This window comes from Pontibacter pamirensis (assembly GCF_010015475.1).
GTDB classification, from domain to species: domain Bacteria; phylum Bacteroidota; class Bacteroidia; order Cytophagales; family Hymenobacteraceae; genus Pontibacter; species Pontibacter pamirensis.
The window spans coordinates 23,951-30,975 of record NZ_SSNI01000055.1 but is presented as its reverse complement, the minus strand read 5'-3'; the positions used below and the strand labels follow the sequence as shown (position 1 = coordinate 30,975).

The window sequence follows — 7,025 nt, the reverse complement described above, 5'->3', positions numbered from 1 at the left end:
ACAAAGGCCTGCGGCTCATGCGCGGAGAGCAGAGCGCTGAGCCTGTTGAGCAGCACCGTCCGCTCTTTCTTGAGGTCGGTGCAGTGCCTGGTCAGTTCCCGCAGGGCCTTGAACACCGGGGCCGGCGGTTGCCAGGCGGGCAGCTGGCGCTCCGCCCCCAGCCGGGCGATGACTCTGGCGTCGATGCGGTCTGTTTTGCTTTTGACGTTGAGGCTCTTGCCGAAGTGCTTGACCTTGTTGGGGAGGACAACTGAAACATTCTGCCGGATCCGGTGCAGGTGATAGGCCAGAGGCTCATAGTAAATACCCGTGGCCTCCATCACAAAGTTTACCGGCAAGGCAGGAGTTGTCTGCTTGCTCAGGCCATTTGAGCAGTTGGTTGAAGCCCCTGATGCTGTTCTCAAAGGATGCCACCTGGGAGAAGCACAGGCCGGAGCTGGGGGAGAGTTTGCAAACGCAGGCGGTGAAGCTCTTTTTGGCGATGTCGATGCCCACGCACTGTCTTGTGATCTGTTCCATAGCATGAGTGGTTAAAGTGAGCGACCTTCTTTCTCCCTCGTCTTGCCTTTTGTCTTACACTTGCTTATCCACGGTGATAGCATTAAGGTACTGTCTTAAAAGTCAAGGATTTTAGTTGAATTTTTCTTATCTTCACATAACCTGAAAGAGAGCTCCTGGCCGACAGGTGCGGGATGTTCATCTTGTGTAGCCCTGCTTAGCGGGGCTACTTTGTTTTCGTCAGCTTCGCTGACACCTGAAAGAGAGGCTCCGGCCTCCAAGCTAAGGATAGCCTCTTTTTGTTTTTGATGCCTTCGGTCGTGAAGCGGGTCATACACCTGGTTCTTGCGCCACAGCGTCCATATCAGGATCAGCAGCTTACGCTGCACAGCCACGTAAGCCTGCATCTTAGTCTTGCCCCTTGCCAAAAGCCGTTCATGGAGTGCGGCAAAGACAGGCTCTTTATAGCGCACTACTGAAAAGGCCGGCAGGTGCATGGCCCGGCGGATATGTGCGTTGCCCTTCTTGGACATCCTGGTCTTTCCCGAGCGTTTGCCTGACTGGTTCTCCACCACATCATAGCCCGAGTAGCTCACCAGCTGCCCCTGCTTCTCAAAGGTGGCAAAGCCGTTGGTCTCGGCCAGGAGCACGGCCACCGTCTTGAGGCCCACTCCTTTGATAGCCAGGAGCTTCTCCACCCGCTCGGCCAGCAGCGGGTCCTGGCAGATGAGTTCCTGAATAGCCTCCTCCAGCTCCTGGATGCTTTTCTCCAGCGTGCGGACCATCTTTTTGAGGCTTTTCTCCACCTGCTTTACCGCAAAGGCACTGTGGTGCAGGGCGTGGAGCTGGTTGAGGAACACGGTGCGCTGGTTAGAGAAGTCCTCCAGCTGGCGGGTCAAAAGACGCAGCTGGTAGATGTCCTGCGACAGGGGCTGCCAGAGAGGCAGCAACTGCTCCAAACCCATTCGGGCCAACCCTTTGGCGTCGATGCTGTCATTCTTGCTCCTGTGGCCCAGGGCCTGCAGGTAGCGCTTGGCCTTGGTAGGCAGGATCACCGATACCTGGTAGCCCTGCTGGTGGAGAAACCAGGCCAGCTGCTCGTAATAGATGCCGGTGGCTTCCATGAGAATACGCAGTTCCACTTCTGCTGCGCGCTTGCTTTCCATCCAGCGCTGGAGCTGCCTGATACCGGCAGGTGTGTTGGCGAACTTGCGGGAGGCCTTCACCCTGACCTGACGCTTCATATCGAGGGTAGAGAAGACAACATCAAGGGAGTCTTTGGAAACGTCCACTCCCAGGTTCTGGCATAGCAGGTTTTTCATTGTGTTGGGTAGTTTGGGTAAATAAACTTCATCTGCAACCTATACTCACAGCTAGATACTGGGTCTCGCCTACAACAGGCGGCCTTTTGGTACTGTTCTGGCTTGGATGAAGAGGGAGGAAAGGGGTTTCTTAATGGCGACATCAATCGTGTCTAGTACTGTCACTTAATCCTTTCCTCCCTTATTATATAAAAGCGAAGGTACAAATAGTAAGAATTGTACTCTTGGCTAACATTTCAAAGATATGAGTACTGCCCAGACTCTCGGAGAAAAGGTAAGGGGGGGAATGGAGCTTCCTTTTTTACGGTATAGTATTGCAGACTTACCTGGCCCTCAGTCTCTCATTCCCCTTGGTCAATGCACCTAGTCTAACTACGATGAAAGGACCATTTTAAAACCTTACATAAAAGTAAAAGGCCCTCAGCTGTTGCTGAGAGCCTTTCGTGTAGCCCGTAGGGGACTAAAACTATATAACATCAACTATATTTAACTTATCGTAAAACTGCTCTAAAAAGGGTGTTTAGGCTGTTTTTAAAGAGTTTGTTGTAAAGGTAAGTCAGGTAAAAATAGAAGAGATTAAATATTAGTGTCCGAAATGTGTCCGCGGCTTCGGACAATTCGTATATTTGTCTGAACCTATATTTAATACTTCTATACTTTACCCTTATGACGCTCAACTACTACCTGGACAAGCCCAACCTGGACGGCGAAACCTCCATCTACCTTTTTGCCCGACTGGGCAAGCAGACAATCAAAGTCAAGACCGGCCGCCAAATCCACCCCACTTACTGGAACACCAAGGCGAACATCAAGGGCAACCATGTGAAAGGTAACTTCAAAGGTGCGCCGGAATTAAACGACAGCCTTACCGACACCAAAAACAAAGTTCGCAAGGCCTACAACAAGCGCATGGAGGAAAACCCCTCGTTCCGCTTTCCTGAGCTGAAAGAGGATATTGTGTCGGTGCTCTTCCCATCTGAGCCAGAGGCAGAGAAGAGCTTTCTGGAGTGCTTCGATGAATACATCCGGATTCACGGTGCCCACCGCAGCCACTCTACGCTACTCAAGTACCGAGGCATTTACAATCACTTAGTCAGCTTCAGCGAAAAGACTAAATATGTGCTCTCCTTTCAGGGCATGGACATGCGCTTCTTCGATGATCTGCGCAACTACCTGGTGATGGACCTGAAGCACAAGGACAACACCGTATGGAAAACCTTCGCCACGTTAAAGGCCTTCCTGGGCTGGGCACTGGACAGGGGCTATCATCAGAGTCTTGCCTTTAAAAAGTTCAAGACCCCGCAGAAGGACGTGGACATCATCTACCTCACAAAGCAGGAGCTTGACAAGCTCTACAGCTTTGACCTTTCTAAGCACCCGCGGCTGGACCGTGTGCGCGATGTCTTCTGCTTCGCCTGCGCCACCGGCCAGCGCTACTCCGACGTGGCCGCGCTTCGCCACTCAGACATCAAAGGTAACAGGTGGGTGCTGCGCCAGGTGAAGACAGACAGCGCCAACAACGTTCCGCTATCCCCTAGGGCAATGGCCATACTGGAGAAGTATGAAGAAGAACCGCTACCACTGCCGGTATTGTCGAATCAGAAAACCAATGACTATCTAAAAGAACTGGGTGAGTTGGTGGGCATAGATGAGCCGACGAGCATGACCACCCGCCGGGGAGGTGAGCGCCTGGTGGATACTAGACCAAAGTACGACTTCATCACCATGCACACGGCTAGAAGAACGTTTATCACGCTGTCACTGGAAGGAGGCATGCGGGCAGAGGTAGTGATGAAAGTCTCTGGCCACACCAACTACCAGACCTTTAAGAAGTACATCAAAATCACAGACAACATCAAAGAGATGGAGATGGAGCGGGTTTGGGGTAAAGTGGAGGAAGAAACAGTTGCTTAAAAACATAACGTGTAACATTGCGGTGGGTAGGGGTATGCCTTTCCCGTAAATTAAATTTCATCTCTATAAAAGAAGTACTAAACACTTTCAACCGGTATAATAAAAAATGAATTTCAAGGAGTACATATCCTACGTTTTTAAGGAAGATTTATCAGACAGTCCCTATCAGTACAAGGCAAAATACCATAAGGAGTTTTATAGGAAAAACAGCGAAATCTTAGACCAGGAACTGAGGGACTATTTTGCCTCCTGGCTTTACACAGGAGAAGCTAAAAAGTCACAGCGTTTCGCCTTCTTGGACTACCACATGGATATGTATGCAGGGGAGGGCATGGATTTCTGGGACTTTGTCAAAAGTAGCCCCGGCTGGCCATATGACCCCGGCATGGATGATTTCACTAGAGTTCTCTTCATGAGCATACCTGAGACAGGGGCAAAGGTGGAGTGGCTGAAGATGCGTCAAGAGGAGGCTTATAGCAGAAGGCGGAAGCCAGGAACATTACAGGCACCCCCACCTGAGGAAGACCATAGGTTAAGTGTGATGCGGAATGGGAAGCTCGTGGATGAGTCAGAAGTCAAAGAGTGGTTCAGGCGGGAGATGCTGTTAAAGGCGTTCAACGATGAGCCTATCATTTCATTGACAGACTTCAAGACCTTTCTGCACGCCGGTTTCGCAAACTTCAAAGAAACAGCCACCGTGCCCGCTGACCAAAAGCTTGAGGTGAATGCAGACGGGGCGTTTCTAAAAAACCTCATGTTCAGATTTTATAAGACATACAGAGCAGATAAACGTGACAAGCCTTTTAGAGAAGGTTTGTCAACTGTGCTTAAAAAGACTTTCAACGAATTCGAGTTTCAAGAAGTGGACACAATTTACAATAGCCTATCCAGAAAATACATGGAAGGCAAAGTTTGTGATATTAAGGAGTGATATTAGTGCTATGAGGAAGTAGCATTTACCTATCAATAGATCTTTGGACTGTACTTAACAAACAAGCACATGCCAAACAATCTATTGATTTACATGACGGCGCATGATGCGATAGAAGCTATCGCACAGCGCACAGCTCAAATCCTGAGAGAGGACAAGCCAGAGCAAAAACAGCCCAATCCAGAGGCAGAGGAGCCCATCTCCATTCAGGAGGTGTGCTCACTGCTCAAGGTTTCTCGCCCCACGCTCCACAACTGGATGGCGCAGGGCACTATTCCTTTCCACCGCAAGGGCCGAAGAGTCTACCTGTTCAAATCCCAGGTGCTAAAGTCACTGGAAGAGCCGAAAAGGCTGGGAAGGAGCAGAGCATGATGGAGCGCCAAAGCACCCGCCTACCCAGCACTAAGTTTCTCACTGCCCAGAGCCTCTTTCTGGAAGTAAACGGCAAGCGCGAAAAGCGTCTGCTTTCCTATCAATCTAAGCAGCATGACAAGGCCTACGCTCTCCAGCTCGCTCATGAGCTGGAGGCGGATTTGAGCTTTTATTGTGAATCGCAGCGTGAGGTTGACCGTCTACTGGACGAGGTTCAAGCGCTGAAGACGCAGGTGCTTATGCAGCAGATGGAGCTGCAGCTGGAGAGGAGCATCATCCGCGACTTTGCCAAGAGCAAGCAGCTGGACCTGGAGCTGACCAACTTCTGCATGGAGCAGCTCCGACCAAAGCTAAGTGGAAAAAATCCTAAAGCAGCCTAATACAGTGCGCAAGTTATCATAATAGTCTACGGCAGGCTGCGCCGTGTCAGACGGTAAACCTCGCCGTGTCCGAAAAAAACCAAACCTTAACCAAACCCACCCTAATGACTAAAACAGATAATACATCGGCAGCTCTTCCTACGCATGAGGAGCTTCCGGACAGGCTACTGCCTTGCTTTAGCGAAACTGACTTCAGAGAGGCTGCCAAACTAAAGGACGGGCAGCGCCTGAAGACGAACCACTACCTCGTCACAGTGATAGAGAACGTGCTTGAGACCGCACGCCAGCAGCAGTGCGGCCTGTGCATGCACAACGGCTCCGTTTATCTCTACAACGGTGCCTTCTGGAAGCAAGTGGAGGAGAGCGCCGTCAAGGACTTCCTGGGCAGTGCGGCAGAGCGGATGGGCATCAATCCCTTCGATGCCCGATTCCACCTTTTCAAGGAGCAGCTGTACCGCCAGTTCCTCTCCTCCGCCAAGTCACCAAAGAAGGCGCGCCAAAAGGGGACCGTGCTGGTCAACCTGCAGGACGGCACCTTCGAGATAAGCCCCAGGTTCATCGGCCTGAGGGAATTCAGAGAAGAGGATTTCATGACCTATCAGCTTTCGTTCGGATATGATGAGGGGGCCCAGGCCCCACTTTTCCTCCGCTACCTGGATCAGGTGTTGCCTGACGCAGAAAAGCAGGCTGTGGTGTCAGAGTACCTGGGCTACGTGTTCGTGGACCAGACGGTGCTTAAGCTGGAGAAGGTCCTGTTCTGCTATGGCACGGGTGCTAACGGCAAGTCCGTGCTGTTTGAGGTTAGTACCGCGCTGCTGGGGCTGAGTAACGTGTGCAGCTACTCCATGCAAAGCATAACGGATCAGAACGGCTACTCCAGGGCCATGCTAGGCGACAAGCTGCTCAACTACGCCAGTGAGCTCTCTTCGCGGCTGGACCCTAATGTCTTCAAACAGCTGACATCGGGAGAGCCGATAGAGGTGCGGTTGCCTTACAAGGAGCCGGCCATACTGCACAGTTACGCCAAGCTGCTCTTTAACTGCAATGAGCTGCCCCGGGATATAGAGCACACTGACGCTTTCTTCCGAAGGCTGCTGATTGTGGAATTCGACCGCACCATCCCGGACGAGGAGCAGGACAGGCAGCTGGCAAGCAAGATCATCGCCAGTGAGCTCTCCGGCGTGTTCAACTGGATACTGCAGGGACTCCGGCGGCTGATGGACCGGAAGCGCTTCAGTCACTGCGAGGCTGCCAAGGCGCAGGTGGCCCTTTACAAGAAGGAGTCGGACAGCGTGCAGATGTTCCTGGAGGAGAACGGCTACAGGCCTAGCAATGAAAAGTGCCTGGCGCTGAAGGAAATCTATTCCAGCTACAGGAGCTTCTGCCAGGAGGACGGCTATAGGCCCCTGAACTGCACAAACTTCAAGAAAAGGCTTTCGGGCGCAGGCGTGCAGGTGGTGAGGCGCAACAGCGGCTGGGTAGTTTACCTGGAGATGGTGGCCGCAGAAATTTAAAGAAATGTTTATCCTAGGCTACACTTGCTGCACTTGCTACACTCCCTCAGCCTATGGAGAGTGTAGCAAGTGCAGCAAGTGCAGGGCCAAAACA

At 51.8% G+C, this 7,025-nt stretch carries 7 protein-coding genes; 5 read left to right on the top strand and 2 right to left on the bottom strand.

Annotation, left to right across the window (positions count from 1 at the left end; translation table 11 throughout):
* Both E1919_RS25060 and E1919_RS25055 read right to left on the bottom strand, forming a co-directional pair.
* Positions 1–524 (bottom strand): IS110 family transposase (locus tag E1919_RS25060; protein WP_162056157.1); only part of this gene is annotated, 524 nt, incomplete at its 3' end.
* A gap of 90 nt (positions 525–614) precedes the next feature.
* On the bottom strand, positions 615–1,820 hold the full coding sequence (locus tag E1919_RS25055) for an IS110 family RNA-guided transposase (RefSeq protein WP_237144847.1): 1,206 nt from the start codon (positions 1,818–1,820) through the stop codon (positions 615–617).
* A gap of 666 nt (positions 1,821–2,486) precedes the next feature.
* Between E1919_RS25055 and E1919_RS25050 the strand changes: the two genes are divergently transcribed.
* The 5 genes from E1919_RS25050 (at position 2,487) to E1919_RS25030 (ending at position 6,931) form a co-directional block, all read left to right on the top strand.
* Complete coding sequence (locus E1919_RS25050; protein WP_162056156.1) at positions 2,487–3,734, top strand: site-specific integrase; 1,248 nt, start codon at positions 2,487–2,489, stop codon at positions 3,732–3,734.
* A 106-nt stretch (positions 3,735–3,840) separates the two neighbouring features.
* A complete protein-coding gene (locus tag E1919_RS25045; RefSeq protein WP_162056155.1) occupies positions 3,841–4,665 on the top strand; it encodes a hypothetical protein in 825 nt (274 codons plus the stop codon).
* Positions 4,666–4,734: 69 nt separating this feature from the next.
* Complete coding sequence (locus E1919_RS25040) at positions 4,735–5,037, top strand: helix-turn-helix domain-containing protein (protein ID WP_162056154.1); 303 nt, start codon at positions 4,735–4,737, stop codon at positions 5,035–5,037.
* Positions 5,034–5,417 carry a hypothetical protein gene (locus tag E1919_RS25035; RefSeq protein WP_162056153.1) on the top strand — a complete coding sequence of 128 codons (384 nt, stop codon included), beginning with the start codon at positions 5,034–5,036 and terminating at the stop codon, positions 5,415–5,417. Before E1919_RS25040 ends, E1919_RS25035 begins: the two co-directional genes overlap by 4 nt.
* Positions 5,418–5,521: 104 nt before the next feature.
* Positions 5,522–6,931, top strand: coding sequence for a DNA primase family protein (locus E1919_RS25030; protein ID WP_162056152.1), 1,410 nt, complete (start codon positions 5,522–5,524; stop codon positions 6,929–6,931).
* The last annotated feature ends 94 nt before the right edge of the window (positions 6,932–7,025 follow it).